This window comes from Catenulispora subtropica, from assembly GCF_039531675.1.
GTDB lineage: Bacteria > Actinomycetota > Actinomycetes > Streptomycetales > Catenulisporaceae > Catenulispora > Catenulispora subtropica.
In genome coordinates, this window is sequence record NZ_BAAAQM010000002.1 from 307,944 (window position 1) to 324,570 (window position 16,627).

14 protein-coding genes are annotated in these 16,627 nt (G+C 72.9%); 10 read left to right on the forward strand and 4 right to left on the reverse strand.

The genetic code is table 11. From position 1 onward, the window contains the following. Window positions 1-197: hypothetical protein (locus ABD466_RS03595; protein ID WP_344655438.1), on the forward strand; the 197-nt coding region annotated here is incomplete at its 5' end. A gap of 164 nt (window positions 198-361) precedes the next feature. Here the strand turns inward: ABD466_RS03595 and ABD466_RS03600 are convergent. Further along, window positions 362-592 carry a DUF7455 domain-containing protein gene (locus ABD466_RS03600; RefSeq protein ID WP_344655439.1) on the reverse strand — a complete coding sequence of 77 codons (231 nt, stop codon included), beginning with the start codon at window positions 590-592 and terminating at the stop codon, window positions 362-364. Between the two features lie 332 nt (window positions 593-924). Between ABD466_RS03600 and ABD466_RS03605 the strand changes: the two genes are divergently transcribed. Then, window positions 925-3,030 carry a DNA gyrase/topoisomerase IV subunit B gene (locus tag ABD466_RS03605; protein ID WP_344655440.1) on the forward strand — a complete coding sequence of 702 codons (2,106 nt, stop codon included), beginning with the start codon at window positions 925-927 and terminating at the stop codon, window positions 3,028-3,030. Between the two features lie 2 nt (window positions 3,031-3,032). Then, complete coding sequence (locus ABD466_RS03610) at window positions 3,033-5,543, forward strand: hypothetical protein (RefSeq protein WP_344655441.1); 2,511 nt, start codon at window positions 3,033-3,035, stop codon at window positions 5,541-5,543. A gap of 88 nt (window positions 5,544-5,631) precedes the next feature. On the opposite strand, the gene ABD466_RS03615 is transcribed toward ABD466_RS03610, so the two are convergent. Both ABD466_RS03615 and ABD466_RS03620 read right to left on the reverse strand, forming a co-directional pair. Further along, complete coding sequence (locus ABD466_RS03615; RefSeq protein WP_344655442.1) at window positions 5,632-6,294, reverse strand: tyrosine-protein phosphatase; 663 nt, start codon at window positions 6,292-6,294, stop codon at window positions 5,632-5,634. 21 nt (window positions 6,295-6,315) lie between these two features. Next, complete coding sequence (locus ABD466_RS03620) at window positions 6,316-7,296, reverse strand: ferredoxin family protein (protein WP_344655443.1); 981 nt, start codon at window positions 7,294-7,296, stop codon at window positions 6,316-6,318. A 116-nt stretch (window positions 7,297-7,412) separates the two neighbouring features. Between ABD466_RS03620 and ABD466_RS03625 the strand changes: the two genes are divergently transcribed. The 3 genes from ABD466_RS03625 to ABD466_RS03635 are packed head-to-tail and all read left to right on the forward strand — an operon-like array spanning window position 7,413 to window position 9,795. Continuing rightward, window positions 7,413-8,129 (forward strand): hypothetical protein, encoded by a 717-nt coding sequence (locus tag ABD466_RS03625; RefSeq protein ID WP_344655444.1) that lies wholly within the window; start codon window positions 7,413-7,415, stop codon window positions 8,127-8,129. Beyond that, complete coding sequence (locus ABD466_RS03630) at window positions 8,107-9,048, forward strand: ABC transporter ATP-binding protein (protein WP_344655445.1); 942 nt, start codon at window positions 8,107-8,109, stop codon at window positions 9,046-9,048. The genes ABD466_RS03625 and ABD466_RS03630 overlap by 23 nt, the downstream gene beginning before the upstream one ends. Before the next feature lie 12 nt (window positions 9,049-9,060). Then, on the forward strand, window positions 9,061-9,795 hold the full coding sequence (locus ABD466_RS03635; RefSeq protein ID WP_344655472.1) for an ABC transporter ATP-binding protein: 735 nt from the start codon (window positions 9,061-9,063) through the stop codon (window positions 9,793-9,795). A 348-nt stretch (window positions 9,796-10,143) separates the two neighbouring features. Here the strand turns inward: ABD466_RS03635 and ABD466_RS03640 are convergent, their stop codons facing one another. Next, on the reverse strand, window positions 10,144-12,606 hold the full coding sequence (locus ABD466_RS03640) for a DNA gyrase/topoisomerase IV subunit A (protein WP_344655446.1): 2,463 nt from the start codon (window positions 12,604-12,606) through the stop codon (window positions 10,144-10,146). Window positions 12,607-12,749: 143 nt separating this feature from the next. Here ABD466_RS03640 and ABD466_RS03645 point away from each other — a divergent pair, with 143 nt between their 5' ends. From ABD466_RS03645 to efeU, 4 genes are all read left to right on the forward strand, one after another. After that, the gene (locus ABD466_RS03645; protein ID WP_344655447.1) at window positions 12,750-13,406 is read left to right on the forward strand and encodes a DUF5998 family protein; all 657 of its coding nucleotides are present in this window, start codon (window positions 12,750-12,752) and stop codon (window positions 13,404-13,406) included. A 13-nt stretch (window positions 13,407-13,419) separates the two neighbouring features. Next, window positions 13,420-14,574 carry an alkaline phosphatase family protein gene (locus tag ABD466_RS03650; protein WP_344655448.1) on the forward strand — a complete coding sequence of 385 codons (1,155 nt, stop codon included), beginning with the start codon at window positions 13,420-13,422 and terminating at the stop codon, window positions 14,572-14,574. Between the two features lie 46 nt (window positions 14,575-14,620). Beyond that, window positions 14,621-15,502 (forward strand): sulfurtransferase, encoded by an 882-nt coding sequence (locus tag ABD466_RS03655; RefSeq protein ID WP_344655449.1) that lies wholly within the window; start codon window positions 14,621-14,623, stop codon window positions 15,500-15,502. A gap of 180 nt (window positions 15,503-15,682) precedes the next feature. Then, window positions 15,683-16,627: iron uptake transporter permease EfeU (efeU, locus tag ABD466_RS03660; protein WP_344655450.1), on the forward strand; the 945-nt coding region annotated here is incomplete at its 3' end.

Sequence of the window (16,627 nt, forward strand, 5' to 3'; positions counted from 1 at the left end):
CGACTTGGAGCGTCACGCTCCGGGCCCTTCGCGGCGGCGCCACTGCTTCAGATGATCTCGCGCAGGACCGACTGCTCCACGGCGCTGCTCGTGGGGCAGGCGGTGGCGATGTCGCAGGAGGCGGGGTGGAGTCGGGCCGTCCTCTGGTGGACCACATCGACGGCGCGGCGTTGCCGGGTGACATGACGGCGGCGTGAGGGCCGTCTGCCGGCGCGGCCCACTTCGTGTGGCGCCCTTCACAGCCGAAGACCCCGGCGCCGTTTGGAGCCGGGGTCTTCCGTAAGTTCAGCAGTAGTCGTTATGTGACGCTCGGTCATGAGCCTGCTTAGGAGTGCATCGGGGACGGGGGGCGCTGCCGGATTCAGCGCTCGTCGTCGGCGGCGATCTTCTGGGTCTCGACCAGCTGGTCCGAGAAGTCGTGTATCTCGATGGCGACCTTGGCCAGGCCCTCGTTGTACTTCTTGCCGTGGTGAGCGCAGAAGAGGAGCTCGCCGCCACCCAGGACGACGCGCACGTAAGCAGCGGCACCGCAGCGGTCGCAGCGGTCGGAGGCCTTCAGCGGCTCGGTCTCAGTCAGGACTGCAGTGGTCACGTCGCACCTGCTTTCTGTGTGGTACCCGGAACAACATCAAAGCAGGCGTTCCGTGTTCCCGCGCTAGTGATTCGGCGTCGAAAGCGTCACGTTCGCTCAGAGCGTACGGGGAAAGGGCCCTGATCCTCAGGAAACTGAACGATAAGTGGTGATGAGGGCACGGTGGGTAGCGATCCGCTCGTCAGTGTGTTGCGCCGGTCACATGGACTCACCGGGGGGAGGGGCCCGGTACGCTGGCCCTGCCGTCGCTACCATTGGTACGAAACTGTGTTCGAGTGACGTGACGTGGCGTGAGTCGATCTCGAGTCGACGAGGGAGAGGATGGTCCGCAAGTGAGTGCGCAGGGCAGGCCCGCGCCGTCCGCCGACAAGGACGGTTCGTACACCGCGCGGCACCTCCTCGTCCTCGAGGGTCTGGACGCGGTGCGCAAGCGGCCGGGGATGTACATCGGCTCGAACGACGGCCGCGGGCTGATGCACTGCCTGTGGGAGATCATCGACAACTCCGTCGACGAGGCGCTGGCCGGGTTCGGGGACCGGATCGAGATCGTCCTGCACAAGGACGGCTCGGCCGAGGTGCGGGACAACGGGCGCGGCATCCCGGTGGACGTGGAGCCGAAGACCGGGCTCAGCGGCGTCGAGGTCGTGATGACGATGCTGCACGCCGGCGGCAAGTTCGGAGGCGGCTCGTACGCGGCCTCCGGCGGTCTGCACGGCGTCGGCGCCTCGGTGGTGAACGCGCTGAGCTCGCGGGTGGACATCGAGGTGGACCGGGCCGGCTCGGTGCACGCCATGTCCTTCCAGCGCGGTGTGCCCGGGGTGTTCGCCGGCGACGGGCCGGACTCGAAGTTCAAGGCCGAGTCCGGGCTGCGGAAGGTGGGCCGGGTCTCGCGGGCCAAGGGGGCCTCGCCGACCGGCACCCGGACCCGGTTCTGGCCGGACAAGCAGATCTTCCTGAAGGACGCCGAGTTCGTGCTGGAGGACCTGCACGCCCGGGCCCGGCAGACCGCGTTCCTGGTGCCGGGGCTGACCATCGTCGTGGTGGACGAGCGGGACGGCGGGCACAACGAGGAGGTCTTCTCCTACGCCGGCGGCATCTCGGAGTTCGTGGAGTTCCTGGCCCCGGACCGGCCGATCACCGACACCCTGCGGTTCACGGGCTCGGGCAAGTTCACCGAGACCGTGCCGGTGCTCGACGAGCAGGGGCACATGACCCCGGCCGACATCGAGCGGGAGCTGAGCGTCGACGTGGCGTTGCGGTGGGGCACCGACTACGACACCGTGGTGCGCTCGTTCGTGAACATCATCGCCACCCCCAAGGGCGGCACCCACCTGGTCGGATTCGGCAAGGGGCTGCTGAAGGCCGCCAACGAGCAGCTGCGGGCGGTGAAGCTGCTCAAGGTCAACGACGACGACGTGATCCGCGAGGACGTGTTCGAGGGGCTGACCGTCGTGGTCACGGTGCGGCTGGCCGAGCCGCAGTTCGAGGGCCAGACCAAGGAGGTGCTGGGCACCCCGGCGGCGAACCGGATCGTGGCGCGGGTCGTGGAGAACTCCTTCCGGGAGTTCCTGACCTCGGCCAAGCGCGCCGACAAGCCGATGGCCCGCGCGGTGCTGGAGAAGATCGCCAACGCCGCCCGCACCCGGATCACCGCGCGCCAGCACAAGGAGGCGCAGCGCCGGAAGAACGCGCTGGAGACGTCGGCGCTGCCGGCCAAGCTCGCCGACTGCCGCTCGGACGACGTGGACCGCTCGGAGATGTTCATCATCGAGGGCGACTCGGCGATGGGCTCGGCCAAGGCGGCGCGGAACTCCGAGTTCCAGGCGCTGCTGCCGATCCGCGGCAAGATCCTCAACGTCCAGAAGTCCTCGATCGCGGACATGCTGAAGAACGCCGAGTGCGCGGCCATCATCCAGGTGGTCGGGGCGGGGTCCGGCCGGTCGTTCGACATCGACCAGGCCCGCTACGGCAAGGTGATCCTGATGGCGGACGCCGACGTCGACGGCTCGCACATCCGCTGCCTGCTGCTCACCCTGTTCCACCGGTACATGCGGCCCATGCTGGAGGCCGGCCGCGTCTACGCGGCGGTGCCGCCGCTGCACCGGATCGAGGTGATCGGCGCCGGCCGGGCGAAGAACGAGTTCGTCTACACGTACTCCGACAACGAGATGAAGCGCACCGTCGCCGAGCTGCTGAAGAAGGGCAAGCGGATCAAGGAGCCGATCCAGCGCTACAAGGGCCTGGGCGAGATGGACGCCGACCAGCTGGCCGAGACCACGATGGACCCCCGGCACCGCACCCTGCGCCGGATCACCGTGGCCGACGCCGAAGCCGCCGAGAAGGCCTTCGACCTGCTGATGGGCAACGACGTCGCGCCCCGCCGCGAGTTCATCATCAACTCCGCCGCGGTCCTGGACCGGTCCCGGATCGACGCGTAGCGATGCCGACCCCGCCCGCGGCCCCCAGCACCGTGCTGCCCGGCGGCCGCGGCGCCGTCTGTCGGGCGGTGATGGACTGGCTGGCGGACGCCGCGGCGCCTCGCACCCTCCTGGTCACCGGCCCACCCGGCGCGGGCAAGACCTTCACCCTGGCCTGGGCCGCCTCCGAGCTGGCGGTCCTGGCCGAGGCGGTCGACGACGAGCGCTTCGCCTGGGTCTCGGCCCGCGGGCTGACGCCCCGGGTCCTGGCCTGGCTGCTGGCCGGACAACTCGGCGTGACGGTCGGCAGCGCGCCGGAGCTCGGAGCGGCGCTGGCCGCGCGGTTGCGGGGGAACAGGGCTTCGGCGCCGGCCGACGGGGTCGCGGCGACGGGCTCCGGGTTCGGGCCGGGAGTCGCCGCCGAAGGCGGCGGGGTCGCGGTGGGGCTCGGGATCGGGACGCAGCGGGGCTCGGTGGACGGGGCTGTCGGGCCGGGGGCAGGCCGGGTGCCGAGTGCCGGAGCCGGTTCGGCGGACGGTGGTTCGGTCGACGGTGGTTCGGTCGACGGTGGTGCGGGTTCCGCGGGCGCCGGGCCGGAGGCTGGCGCTGTCGGTTCTGCCGGCGCCGCCGGTCAGGCGCTCGCCGGTGACGCGCCCATAGCCGGCGACCAGCTTGTCGGCGGCGCCGTCGAGGACGTGGCCGCGGACCTGCCCTTCGCCGAGTGGGCGAACCTTCCCGCGAGCCGGTCGGCGACCTGGGACCTGTTGGCCAGCACCGCCGCGGCCACGTACGAGGTCGGGCGGTGGTCGCGGGTCACGATCCTGATCTCCGAGCTCGATCTCGCCGGGCATCTGCGGGACGGGTCGGCGCGGGCGGCGGTGATCTCGGAGTTGCTGGGGCCGTTGTTGGCGGTCCCGGGGGTGCGGGTGATCGTGGAGTCTCGGGAGACGGACCTGCCGGGGGCGGTGGCGGTCATCGACCTGGGGGAGCCGAAGTGGACCGACAAGGCGGAGTTCGCCGCCTGGTTGGACGATCTGGTGCCCTCCGGGGGCGCGGCGGCTCCGCAGGCGTATCCGAACCCCACCAAGGCGCGGGAGATCCTGAGCCTGGCCGCGAACCGGCACGCGGGACTGCTGGCGGCCAGCGACGAGCGGCCGTGGAAGCTGGCCGCGGTGCCGTTCGACGTCGCCTTCCGGGAGGGCATCGCCGACCAGATCGTGCTGGAGCCGGCCAATCTGGTGCTGGTGCAGCAGCCGGCGTTGTCGACGGCGATCGACGCGCTCGGGGCCGCGGTCGCGCCCGGCACGCGGGCGGCCTGGCGGGTCGCGGGTCAGGCGCTCACCAACGCGGTCGGCGTTCCCGAGCGGGCCGCCGTCCTGCACGGTGCCGCCCTCGCCGTCGGCGACCACGCCCTCGCGGAGGCGGTCGCGCCCTACACCCGCGGCACCCGGCCCTCCGACGGCGCGCCGGTCGGTGATCCCGTCCGCTGGCTCACCCGCTGGGCCGGCTGGCGCCCGCTGCCGCCGGACACCCCGCGTCCCATGCCGTGGCCGGGGCCGGTGGCGGCGCTCGCGGTGACCGTGCCGGGACCGGCCCCCGTCGTGCCGAATCAGGACTCTGAGGATGCCGCCGAATCCGAGGCCGATGCCGGGGATCAGGACGGCGGAGCCGCCGAGACGGTCGCAGAGGCCGAAGGCGCCGAGGGTGTGGAAGGCGCCGAGGGCGCCGCGCCGGCCGCCGCGGAAGCCGAGCCGAAGGCCGACTCCGAGCCGAAGCCCGAACCAGAGCCCGAACCAGAGCCCGAGCCCGAAGTCCTGGTCGCCATCGACGACCTGGCCCGCGCCTACCGCCTCGATCCCCGGGACGGCCGCATCGTCGCCCGCCCCGCGGCGCCGGTCATGGTGAAGGCCCGCACGGCCGCGGTCGTCGACGCGGCACCCAGCCTCGTGCTGACCGACGCGAGCCGCCGGCTGGCCGCGCTCGGTCCCCGGGCACCGCGCGGGGCGGTGGCGGCGGTGCGCGACGTCCTGCCCGACACCGCCGTGACCGCCGTGGCGGTGGCCCGTGAAGCGCTGGTGTTCGGCGCCGGGGACGGCCGCGTCCACGTCTGGGACGTCGGTACCGAGGAACTCATCGCGGACCCCGAGGACCAGCACTCCGGAGCGGTGACCGCGGTCGCCGCCATCTGGATGCCGGACGCCGACATCCTCTTCGCGCTGTCCGGCGGCCTCGACGGCACCTTCCGCCTCTGGGCGGTCCCGGCCGACGCCAGCCTGCTCCCGGTCGAGGACCGCGGTGTCCCGGTCACCGCCGTCACCGCCGCGATGACCGCGGTGGGGCCGGTCGCGGCGGTCGCCTGGGCGGACGGCCACGTCACCGTCTGGGACCTCGCCGAGGCCCGCACCGGGCGCCCGATCCCGCTCGGCTGGACCCCGACGGCGCTCGCTCTCGGGGCCGACGGCCTGCTGGTCGCCGCCGGGGAGGACGGTCTGATCGCGATCGACGTCCACCTCGACGCCTTCTTCGAGGCCTGACAGTCCGGGGTCCTCGCCCGAGGCCGGTCGCCGGCCCGCGGTCCCGCTCCGGCCGCCTCGGCCCGCAGTTCGCGGCCGCGGCGTGGATCTAGAGCAGGCCGTCCCGCAGCGCGGCGATCTCCTCCGCCGTCACCCCGTGCGCGAGCAGGTAGTTCTCCGTGCTTCCGAACGTGGTCCGGACGTGCGCCAGCGACCCCGTGATCAGGTCGGCGTCGATCGCGAACCGGTACACCACGTCGCCCGGATCCGCCTTGAGCATGGTGTCCGACTCCATGTAGTCGGCGACGATCGCCTTCTCGTCGACGCCGAGCACGTCCAGCACCAGCGCCACCAGCAGTCCGGTGCGGTCCTTCCCGGCCGTGCAGTGCACCAGCGCCGGCAGTCCGCCGGGCCGGGCCAGCGCCCGCACCGCGTCCGCGAACGCCGTGCCGCTCTCGTCGAGCCACGACAGGTACACCCCGAAGAACGTCACCGCCGGGTCGTTCTCGGCCTCCAGGCTCGGCGGCGTGTTGACCCGCACCACGTCCAGCGTTCCCAGCGCGTCCGGCCAGGCGGCGATCTCGAAGCCCTGGCGCAGGTCGATCACGGTCCGCAGGCCGATCGAGGCCAGCCACTCCCGGTCGGCGTCGGTCAGCATGTTGAGCCGCGCGCTGCGCAGCAGGCGCAGCGGTCGCACTTCCCGTCCCGACTCCGTCCGGAGTCCCCCGACGTCCCGCGCGTTCCGGGCCCCCACCAACGGAAGTTGTGTCATGTCCCCGGATCCTAGCGAGCGTCAGCCGATCTTCTCGACGGTTTCCACCCGCAGCTCCAGCGGGTTCGCCTCGGTCTTGCCGCAGCTTTCGGGCCGTCCCACCGGCGCGTGGGCGCCCTGGACGAAGACCTCGTACGCCCGGCCGTCCTCGTGCTCGACGACCACCGTCCACGCCGGCTCCGGCTCGCCCGCGGTCTTCTCCACCGCCCTGACCCGGACCGCCGGCGTCGCCCACTCGTCGAGCTCGGCCCGCACCGCCAGCTCCGCCGCCTGCCCCGGCCGCCCCCACGTCGACCGCCCGCGGTTCCGCTCCGGGAGGACCCGCCCCCGGCGGGCCTCGGCCAGCGCCCGGGTGGCCAGGGCCGCGTCCAGACGGCCGTAGAGGTACCCGGACGGCAGCACCACGCCGGTCGGCGCGAACTTGTGCCCGCCCAGGTGCGTGATCTCCCAGACCGCCGGCGGGCCGCCGGCCGCCGCGCACGCGGCCGCGTCCAGCGCCTCGGCCGAGATCACGACCCGGCGGCCCAGCGTCGCGCAGCAGGCGTCCCGCTTGCCGTTGCTGCAGATCCCGAGGATCGGCGTGTCCAGGAACGTGGGGTCCAGGGCCGCGACGGCGCCCCGGTCGCCCGCGTCCAGGGCCGGGAAGTCGACCTTGAGCAGGTCGGTGGGGTAGGCGATCTCGCCGGTGGCCAGCCAGGTGCGCTCCGGGTGCGTGGAGGCGGCGAACCAGCGGCGGCGCGGCGGCTCGTGGTCGCGGCGGTCGTCCGGACGCCGGATCAGGCACAGCCGCACCCCGGTGCCCGCGGTGCGGCCGTCGAGCTCGGCGCCCAGCTGCGGGTCCAGCCGGCTCTCCCGCGCGGCCACCCGCCCCCACGGGCCGGGCTGCTCCAGCAGCAGCCACGCGCTGTGGGTGGCGGCCGTTCCGGTCACCGGCTCACCCAGCTCGCGCGAGAGGGACGAACACGCGTGGGGCTGGGGTGTCGGGAGTTGATCGTCACGCATGCGTACGAAACTACCTTCCCGGCGATTCCCGTACAGCGCTGGCCATCAGGCGGACGCGGGGTCACCATGGTGCCGAGAGGAAGATCGGGGGACGCACTGAGGCAGGTGTGAGCAGCATGGCCGACACTCAGCAGCCCGACGAGAAGACCCAGGCCGGGACGGCGCCCGAAGCGCGCCGCTACGGGTTCCCCGCGGTCTACGCCCACGAGGTGTGCGCGGTCCGCACCGTCGCCCGGGAGGACTGGGACTCCTCGGAGCCGGGACGGGTGCAGCTGCTCCGGTGGCGCGCAGGGTCCGGGGTGCTGGTCAGGGACATGCCGCTGAACCGGCTGTACGTCTGGGCCCGAGCCGGCCGGGTGAGCTTCGGCGACAAGGCCGGCAGGACGGTGGACATCGTGCTGCTCGGCGAGCCCGAGACCGAGGGCCTGGTGCTCGGCACGCCCTGGCCGTCCACCTACAACCGCACCAATACCGCGTCCAACGTGGCCCACGGCGTGGTCGCGGACCTGAAGAACACCGTGACCTTCCCGGTGTCGTTCCCGCGCATGATGCGGGTCAGCGGCGAGCGCAACGCCGTGCTCGACGCCCTGGTCGGCTGGTGCCAGCGCGAGGTGCCGGGCATCCACATCCTGCGCGGCTGGCCCCGCGGGTCCGAGCGCCCGACGCGCCACCAGGTCAGGGGCCTGCCGCACAAGGGCCTGCTGGGCGAGCCCGGGTGGCTGCCGGACACCGTGGGCGCCCATCCGGCCGGATGGTCACCGTTCCGTAACGATCGCAACGTCGAGGACGTGACCGCTCGTCCTAGACCGCATGAGCACCCTTCAGGAGCTTGAGCTCGCGGCCGGCCGGCCGAAAGAGGTCTACGGCGAGGACGCCAAGATCGTCTGTGACAACCTGGTCCGGATCTACAAGACGGACGGTATCGAGGTCCAGGCTCTGCAGGGCCTGGACCTCCTGGTGCGCGGCGGCGAGCTGGTGGCCATCGTGGGCGCCTCGGGCAGCGGCAAGTCCACCCTGCTGAACATCCTGTCCGGCCTGGACACCCCGACCGCGGGGGTGGCCCGGGTCGGCGGCTACGACCTGCTCACCATGAAGGGCCGGGACCGGCTGCGCTACCGGCGCGAGACCGTCGGCTTCATCTGGCAGCAGACGGCCCGCAACCTGTTGCCGTACCTGAACGCCGCGGACAACGTGGCGCTGCCGATGGGCTTCGCGGGCAAGAAGCGCAGGTTCGCGCGGCGGCGCGCCGACGAGCTGCTGGAGATGCTGGGCGTGGCCTACTGCGCGAACCGGCGGCCCGGGCAGATGTCCGGCGGCGAGCAGCAGCGGGTGTCGATCGCGGTGGCGCTGGCCAACGACCCCGAGGTGGTGTTCGCCGACGAGCCGACCGGCGAGCTGGACAGCGGGACCAGCCAGCAGGTGTTCGACGCGCTGCGCACCGCGAACGCCGAGCTCGGCGTGAGCATCGTGGTGGTGACCCACGACCACGAGGTGACCGAGCAGGTGCAGCGCACCGTGGAGATCCGCGACGGCCGCACCAGCACCGAGGTGCTGCGCCGCGGCGGGGAGGCCGGAGGGCCGGCCGAGCAGTTCGCGGTCCTGGACCGCGCCGGGCGCGTGCAGCTGCCGCGCGAGTACATCGACGATCTGCGGATGCGGGACCGGGTGCGGCTGACCAAGGATCCGGACCACATCGGGGTGTGGCCGGACCTGGGGTCCGCGGGCCACGCGCCGGACCGAGAGGGGGAGTAGCCCGTGCGGGACATGATCGAGGTCGAGGGCCTGACCCGGACCTTCGGCTCCGGCGCCAACGCCGTCCACGCGGTCGACGACGTGTCGTTCACGGTCCCCGAGGGGCAGCTGTGCGCGGTCGTCGGCCGGTCGGGGTCGGGGAAGACCACCCTGCTGAACCTGATCGGCGGCCTGGACAAGCCGGACGGCGGGCGGATCAGCGTCGACGGCAAGCAGCTCGCCGGCCCCGGCCGCAACCTGGGGGAGAAGGAGCTGGCGGCGCTGCGCCGCGACCTGTTCGGGTTCGTGTTCCAGTCGTTCGCGCTGATCCCGATCCTGTCGGCGGCCGAGAACGTCGGCATCCCGCTGCGGCTGCGCAAGACCGCGGTCGCCGAGCGCGAGGCGCGGGTGGAGCTGCTGCTGAACATGGTCGGCCTGGGCGGGCACACGAAGCAGCGGCCCGGCGAGATGTCCGGCGGGCAGCAGCAGCGGGTGGCGCTGGCGCGGGCGCTGGCGAACTCCCCACGGGTCCTGATCGCGGACGAGCCGACCGGGCAGCTGGACTCCGAGACCGGCCGCGCGGTGATGCGCCTGCTGCGCGCGGTGGTGGCGGCGGAGAACGTGACGGCGCTGGTGGCCACCCACGACCCGCTGATGATGGAGCTCGCCGACCGGGTGATCACGATCGGCGACGGCAAGCTGGTGGCGGACACCGAGGCCGGAGAGGCGGCGCCGGGCTTGTCGGCGGCAGCCGGAGCGGCGGTCTGACGCCATCCCAGACCCCGGGGCTTCCTCGGTGGCCCCCGAGGAAGCCCCGGGCCCGGCAGGCAGATCCCTTACCCACCCGTCCCCCGGCCCCGCTCCTGCGGAGCTGCGGACCGAGTGATGCGTAGGGGACTCTGTCCTGCCGATGAGGGGAGCGCCGTCGGTTCCGCGGCGGGGCGCCCGGTTCTGCCTCACCGGACCGGGTGCGACACGGCCCGCCGCGTGGCCGGCTGCCGGCGCCGGCGGTGCTCCCCGCCTCTTGGGGAAGGGGCCTTGGCTGCTCAGGCATGTCTCAGGCAGCCAAGGCCCCGGGCCCGGAGCGGGTTGCGGATCAGCTGGTCTCAGCCGGGCTCAGCCGGTCTCAGCCGGGCTCGTCACGAACGCGATCGGCGCCTCCACCGGCGTTCCGGACCCGTCGCGCCGCTGGTCGACCGGCGGCAGGGCGAGCGGGGAGCCGTTCTCCGAGCTCGCGTACGCCGGGGCGTTCACCGCCCACGCCGCCACCAGGCGGTGTTCGCCCTTCAGGAAGCGCTGGCAGCGGACGCCGCCGGTGGCGCGGCCCTTCGTCGGGTACAGCGCGTACGGGGTGGCCTTCATCGTGGTCGCGGTGTCGACCAGGGCGTCGTCGCTGCCGGCCATGGAGATCACCAGACCGTCGCGGTTCGGGTCCACGGCGCCGAAGAAGATCACCGACGCGTCCTCGCCCAGGCTGATGCCCGCCATGCCGCCGGCCGGGCAGCCCTGCGGGCGGACCAGGCCCGCCGAGTACTTGAGGACCTGGGCGTCGTCGGTGATGAAGACCAGCTCCTCCTCGCCGGTGCGCAGTTCGACGGCGCCGGCCAGGCTGTCGCCGTCCTTGAGGGTGATCACCTCGAACGTGTCGCGGTTGCGCGGGTAGTCCGGGACCACGCGCTTGACCACGCCCTGCACCGTACCCAGCGCCAGTCCCGGCGACTCGGGGTTCAGCGAGCACAGGCACAGCACCCGCTCGTCCTCCTCCAGCCGGACGAACTCCGACGCCGGGGCGCCGCCGGCCAGGCTGGGCGCCGCCTTCGAGGCGGAGGCCGGCAGCACCGGCAGGTCGATGACCGGGAAGCGGATCAGGCGGCCGCTGGTGGTGACCGCGCCGACCTCGCCTCTTATCGTCGAGGTCACCACCGAGGCGATGGCGTCGTTCTTGCTGCGTTCGCCGCCGGTGCCGAGGCCGGTGACGCCGGAGCCGGTGCGGGCCAGCAGGCCGGTGGCCGACAGCAGGACCCGGACCGGGTCGTCGGAGATCTCCAGCGGCTGGGCCTCGAACACCGGCATCGCGCCCTCGACCAGGACGCTGCGGCGCGGGGTGGCGAACTGCTTGGAGACGGCGTTCAGCTCGTCCGAGACCACCTTGCGCAGCAGGGCGTCGGACTCCAGGATCGCCGTCAGGTCCTTGATCTCGCCGGTCAGCTTGTCGCGCTCGGCCTCCAGCTCCATCGAGTCGAACCGGGTGAGGCGGCGCAGCGGCGTGTCCAGGATGTACGTGGCCTGCTTGTCCGACAGCGCGAAGGCGGCGATCAGGTTCTCCTTGGCCGCCGCGGCGTCGTCCGACTCGCGGATGATGCGGATCACCCGGTCGATGTCGACCAGCGCGATCAGCAGGCCCTCGACCAGGTGCAGCCGGTCCCGGCGCTTGGTGCGGCGGAACTCGGTGCGGCGCCGCACCACCTCGAACCGGTGGTCGAGGTAGACCTCCAGCAGCTCCTTCAGGCCCAGGGTCAGCGGCTGCCCGTCGACCAGCGCCACGTTGTTGATGCCGAAGGACTCCTCCAGCGGCGTCAGCTTGTAGAGCTGCTCCAGCACCGCCTCGGGATTGAAGCCGGCCTTGACCTCGATGACCAGCTTCAGGCCGTTGAACCGGTCGGACAGGTCCTTCAGGTCGGTGACGCCCTGCAGCTTCTTGCTCTGCACCAGCTCCTTGACCTTGGAGATGACCTTCTCCGGGCCGGTGTTGAAGGGCAGCTCGGTGACCACGATGCCCTCGCGGCGCGCCGTCACCTTCTCGATCCGGGCGGTGGCGCGCATCTTGAACACGCCGCGGCCGGTCTCGTACGCGTCCCGGATGCCCTGCTCGCCGATGATCTGCCCGCCGGTGGGCAGGTCCGGGCCCGGGACGAACCGCATCAGGTCGTCCAGGGTGGCGTTCGGGTGCTTGATCAGGTGCCGGGCGGCGGCCACCACCTCGCCGAGGTTGTGCGGCGCCATGTTGGTCGCCATCCCGACCGCGATCCCGGCCGCGCCGTTGACCAGCAGGTTCGGGAACGCCGAGGGCAGGACCGTCGGCTCCTGCTCCTGCCCGTCGTAGTTGGGCCCGAACTCGACCGTGTCCTCGTCGATGGAGTCGGTCATTATCATCGCCGCCGGCGACAGCCGCGCCTCGGTGTACCGCATGGCGGCCGGCGGGTCGTCCCCGCCCAGCGACCCGAAGTTGCCGTGCCCGTCCACCAGCGGGATCCGCATCGCCCAGGACTGCGCCATGCGCACCAGCGAGTCGTAGATCGCGGTGTCCGAGTGCGGGTGCAGCTTGCCCATCACGTCGCCGACGACGCGCGCGCTCTTCACGAACCCGCGGTCCGGCCGCAGGCCCATCTCGTTCATCTGGAACAGGATCCGGCGGTGCACCGGCTTGAGGCCGTCCCGCGCGTCCGGCAGGGCGCGCGAGTAGATGACCGAGTACGCGTACTCCCGGTACGAGTCGGAGAGCTCGTCGGCGACGTCGACGTCGATGATGCGCTCTTCGAAGTCCTCGTCGGGCTCGGGGGTGGTGCTGCGGCGTGCCATCTCTCGTGCGGCTCCTGCTCTTCGCGCTGCGATGCGGGTGACGCCCTATTGTTGCGCGTCGGGCCGACAACCCGGCGCAGGAGGTTCCCACTTCCGTGGGCCATGAGTCCCGCGGGAGGCCGGTGAGGTGTCAGGATGGACTCATGCCCAACTCGCAGTCGTCCCCCTCCGCCCGCCCCGCCCATCACGGACTGCTCGCCGCGATCGAGCGCAGCGGCTACTACCCGGCGCTCGTCGCGGAGGCGGTCGAGGACGCGGTGGGGTCCGAGGCGGTGCTCGGCCACCTCGTGCACCAGGAGACCACGTTCGACGCCGACGAGGTGCGGCGGCACGTCACCGTGCTGGCCGTGACGCCGACGCGGCTGATCGCCGGGCACACCGACGAGTACGGTTCCGACGACCCGATGGCGCCGGTGCCGCCGGGGTCGCCGGAGTCCGCGGCCGGCGCCAAGGCCTACGCCACCACCTCCACCGAGACCGTGCCCCTGCACCGCATCTCCTCGGTGGTGGTCAGCCGGGTCGTGGAGGACCCCGCCGGCCACAAGCCCGGCACGCCGCCGCGCGAAGTGGTGCTGACCATCGGCTGGGGCGTGGTGAGCCGCCTGGACCTGGAACCGGCCAACTGCGGCGACCCGCACTGCGACGCCGACCACGGCTACACCGGCACCGCCACCGCCGACGACGTCATGATCCGGGTCTCGGCCGAGGCCGACGGTGCGGACGCGGTCAGCGAGACCCTGGCCTTCGCCCGCGCGCTCACCGACGTGGTGACGGAAGCCGGCGCCCGGACCGGGCGCTGAGGGCGCGCGGCGCGTGAGCGACACCGATCTCGTCCTGCCCGCTTACGGTCGCGGCGCCCTGTCCGACCTGCTCCCCGCCGTCCTCGCCGCCCTCGGCGTCGACGACGCCCCGAACCCGCTCGGTCTGCCGGCCACCCGCCGGGCCTGCGTGTTCCTGGTCGACGGCATGGGCGCCCGCCTCATCGAGCGCAACGCCGGCACCGCCCCCTTCCTCGCCGCCGCCCTGGCCGCGAACCGCGCCCTCACCGCCGGGTTCCCCTCCACCACCGCCGCCAGCCTCGGCTCGCTCGGCACCGGCCTGCCCTCCGGCGCCAGCGGCATGCTGGGCTACCGGGTCCTGGTCCCCGGCACCTCCCGCCTCATCAACCTGCTGAGGTGGGACTTCCCGGTCGACCCGGTCGAGTGGCAGCCGCGGGAGACCGTCTTCGAACGCGCCGGGCGCGAGGGCATCGAGGTCACCCAGGTCACCGCCGCCCGCTTCCAGGATTCCGGCCTGACCCGCTCGGTGCTGCGCGGCGGCGCCTTCACCGGCGCCGAGTCGCTCGTCAGCCGGGTCGCCGGCGCCCTGGACACGCTCCGGGACGCCGCCGACCGCGACGCGCGCGCCCTGGTCTACCTCTACTACGCCGATCTGGACGCGGCCGGCCACGTCGGCGGCGTCGCCTCCGAGACCTGGCGCGAGCAGCTCGCCACCGTCGACGCCACGGTGCGCGAGCTCGTCGAGCGGCTCCCGGCCGGCACCGCGCTCTACGTCACCGCCGACCACGGCATGGTCGACATCCCCGCCGACCGCCGCGTCGACTTCGACGAGGACCCCGAGCTCCAGGTCGGCGTCCGGCTGCTGGGCGGCGAGGGCCGGGCCCGCCACGTCTACGCCAAGCCCGGCGCGGCCCGCGACGTGCTCCAGATCTGGCGCGAGGCGCTGGAGGACGTGGCCGTCGTCCGCTCCCGCGAGGAGGCCGTCTACGAGGGCTGGTTCGGCCCGCCGGAGGCGGTGGCCGCCGACCTCGCGCCGCGCATCGGGGACGTCGTCGCCGCCCTGCTCGACGACTGGGCCGTGGTCGCCACCCGCCGGGAGAAGCTGGAGTCCCGGCTGTTCGGCATGCACGGCTCGCTGTCAGCGGCCGAACAGGAAATCCCCCTGCTGGTGTTCGTAGCGGGGGAGTGAACGGGCGCCCTAGATCAGATCACGATTCAGTGCCAGGATGGCGCCCATGCGCCAACCTCGTACCTCCCCCCTGATCTGCGTGGACCAGCTCGCCGCCGACGTCGCCTGCGGCACCGCGCCGATCCTGCTCGACATCCGCTGGAAGCTCGGCGAGCCGAGCGGATACGGACACGGGGTGTATCTGGAGGGGCACGTCCCCGGCGCGCGCTACGTCAGCCTCGACGAGGACCTGGCTGAGCACCCTGACTCGCCGGTCGGACCGCGCGGCCGGCACCCGCTGCCGGACCCGGGGCGCTTCGCCGCCGCCATGCGCCGCGCCGGCGTGCGCAGCGACCTGCCGGTCGTCGTGTACGACGACGGCGACGGCACCCAGGCCGCCCGCGCTTGGTGGCTGCTGCGCCACCACGGCCACCCGGACGTCCGGGTCCTGGACGGAGGGTTCACCGCCTGGCGCGCCGCCGGGCACGCGGTCGAGGACGGCGAACCGGAGGCCGAGGCGGCCGCGGGCGACTTCCAGCCCCTCGTCCCCGGGATCTTCCCGGTGCTCGACCACGACGGGGCCGCCGCCGTCGCCGAGGCCGGGATCCTGCTCGACGCCCGCGCCGGCGCGCGCTACCGCGGCGAGGTGGAGCCGATCGACCCGGCCGCCGGGCACGTCCCGGGCGCGCGCTCCGCGCCGACCACGGACAACCTCGCCGAGGACGGCCGCTTCCTGCCGGGGGCGGCGCTGGCCGATCGGTTCGAGGCGCTCGGCATCAAGCCCGGGCACGTGGAGGACGTCGCCGTGTACTGCGGTTCCGGCGTCACCGCCACGCACGAGATCCTGGCGATGGCCGTGGCCGGCATCGCGCCGGAGGGCGTCGCGCTCTACGAGGGCTCGTGGAGCGGCTGGTCGTCCGACCCGGCCCGCCCGGTGGCCACCGAATAGGGACTGCGACGCGGAGCGTCTCCTCGACGGGTGGTGGCGGGCGAATCCTGAGACGCATATCACCACATCGTCGGGCCGGCCCGGTTCCGTCCCCGGGCCCGTCGGTGCTAGCTTAGGCATGCCTTACAGAGGTAAGGCGAACCTTAGTGAGCGCGAACGAGCCAGAAGGGGCGGGACACGGTGCTGTCGGACGCCTTCCCGAGTTTCCTGATCGGACTCCGAGAGGGGCTGGAGGCCGGACTGGTCGTCTCCATCCTGCTCGCCGCCCTGATCAAGGCCGGCCGCCCGGACCGGGTCGGCCCGGTGTGGCTCGGGATCGCCGCCGCGGCGGCGCTCAGCCTGTCCTTCGCCGCGGTGCTCACCTTCACCTCCGCGCACCTGCCGCCCAAGGCGCAGGACGTGTTCGGCGGCGTGCTGTCGCTGCTGGCCGTCGGCTTCGTCACCACGATGGTGTTCTGGATGCGCCGGGCCAGCGCCTCGATGTCCGGCGACATCAAGGCGCGGCTGGCGGTCGCGCTCGGCTCCAGCACCGGGGTGCTGATCTTCACGGCGTTCGCCGCGGTGGCCCGCGAGGGCCTGGAGACCTCGCTGTTCCTGTGGACCACGGCGCAGACCGCGCACGAGAAGAGCGGCCCGGCGATCGGCGCGGTCTTCGGCATCGCGGTGGCGACGCTGCTGTGCTGGGGCCTGTACCACCGGGCGCTGAAGCTGAACCTGACCAAGTTCTTCAAGATCACCGGACTGGTGCTGGTGGTCATCGCGGCCGGCGTGGTCGCGTACGGCCTGCAGGACCTGCAGGAGAGCGGCGTGGTCGGCGGCTTCACCTCCTACGCGTGGGACCTGACCGCCCACCTCGACCCCAACGCCTGGTACTCCACGCTGGTGGCCGGGACCCTCAACATCACGCCGAAGATGACCTGGCTCTCGGTGGCCGGGTACGTGGTGTACCTCGCGCCTGTGCTGTACTTCTACCTGCGGCCGCAGACACCCAAGACGTCCAAGACCGCCGAGGCGGCCCCGTCGGCTTCGCGCCCCAGCCCCACCGCGGAGTCGGCGGTCACCCCGGCCGCCTCGGCCCCTGTCCCCTCCGGGCCGCCGGCCGCGGCCGCCCCGGCCGCGATGCCC